Source organism: Frigoribacterium sp. CFBP 13707 (assembly GCF_014842245.1).
GTDB lineage: Bacteria > Actinomycetota > Actinomycetes > Actinomycetales > Microbacteriaceae > Frigoribacterium > Frigoribacterium endophyticum.
The window spans coordinates 1-1,252 of record NZ_JACYVL010000033.1; the positions used below are offsets into that span (position 1 = coordinate 1).

The window sequence follows — 1,252 nt, forward strand, 5'->3', positions numbered from 1 at the left end:
TTGGCGTTCGGGACGGGGATCTGCTTCTACCTGGCGCTCCGAGTCACCGGCAATGTGATCTGGCCGATCCTCCTGCACACGACGTTCGACCTTGGGGTGTTCCTCCAAGCGTCGTGGCCAGCCAGCAGCCCCGTCTCGGCTGTGGCAGATGCGGGGAACATCTCGATCATCGTGGTCGGCATCGTTGCCTTCTTCTTCATCCGCGGCCAGGCAGCAGGCCCTGCGTCCCTACCGGCAGCTAGCCCGAGGGCAGTTGATTCCCTGTGACACCGAGCGGAAACGGCCTCGACAACGGGGGCGATAGCCATCAGGAGGTCGCGACAACGCGGGCGGTTTCTTGACGCTGGCCCTCTGGCGAGAGAGCGTAGAAGCATGGATACCGACGGCGGTCAAAGCTCGAAGCGATCCCTAGCGTTGTTCTTCTTGATTGCCGCGTCACTCGTGGCTATCGCGGCAGTGACGTTGCTGGTGGTTGATCGCTCCCACACCGGCATGTACTTCACGCTGGGCGGCGCACTCATCACGATCTACCTCAATGCCCGGATCCTCAAGCGCGATCCGGACGCCCGATAGGCGATAGCCGATCGCTGATAGACCCAATCTGAGACCGCTGGCTGCGGCTGCGGCCTTGATGGGGCCGGGTGCCCCGAGGTGCTCTGTCGCGAAGGTGTCGGGTGCCTGTCGGGTCGGTGTCGTGGACCTCGGCGCCGGTCGTTCTTAGTGTGAGGTTCATGAATGAGACACGGATCGTCGATCTCCGGACCCAGATGGGTTGGACCCAGGAACGCCTCGCAGACGAGAGCGGTGTGACCGTCCGTACCGTCCAGAGGCTCGAGGCGGGCAACGACGGGAGCCTCGACACGTTGTCGCGGGTGGCGAAGGCGTTCGGTGTTCCGGTCCGCGAGCTTTTCGTCACCGTCGCTTCGGACGACTACGGCCGCTCGGTCACCGCCCTCGATGACCGGACGAGTCGCCAGCAGGAACGGCGGGGCCGTGTCGAGGAGGGCTTCCGAGCCCTGTACTACGGGGTGGGCGTGCTCTTCACGATCGCCGTGGTCGTCGCAGTCGCCGCTGACGTCGTGCCGAATGTCGCGATCTTCTCGATTCCCGCCTACTGGGTCGCCGGGTGGCTGCTGTCGATGTTCCTGTTCCTCGTCGTCCTCAGCCCGCGCCTGGACCGCGCCTATCCCCTCTCCCGTGCCACCACGGACGAGGCGACGAGCAGGTAGGCACAGCGTCCCGATAGGGGATC

2 protein-coding genes and 1 pseudogene are annotated in these 1,252 nt (G+C 64.9%); all 3 read left to right on the forward strand.

What is annotated here, in order from left to right:
- Window positions 1–267: pseudogene (locus IFT45_RS16815) on the forward strand (CPBP family intramembrane glutamate endopeptidase); the annotation flags it as partial.
- A 105-nt stretch (window positions 268–372) separates the two neighbouring features.
- Window positions 373–573, forward strand: coding sequence for a hypothetical protein (locus tag IFT45_RS16630; RefSeq protein WP_192046388.1), 201 nt, complete (start codon window positions 373–375; stop codon window positions 571–573).
- A gap of 158 nt (window positions 574–731) precedes the next feature.
- On the forward strand, window positions 732–1,229 hold the full coding sequence (locus tag IFT45_RS16635; protein WP_056059200.1) for a helix-turn-helix transcriptional regulator: 498 nt from the start codon (window positions 732–734) through the stop codon (window positions 1,227–1,229).
- Window positions 1,230–1,252: the final 23 nt, after the last annotated feature.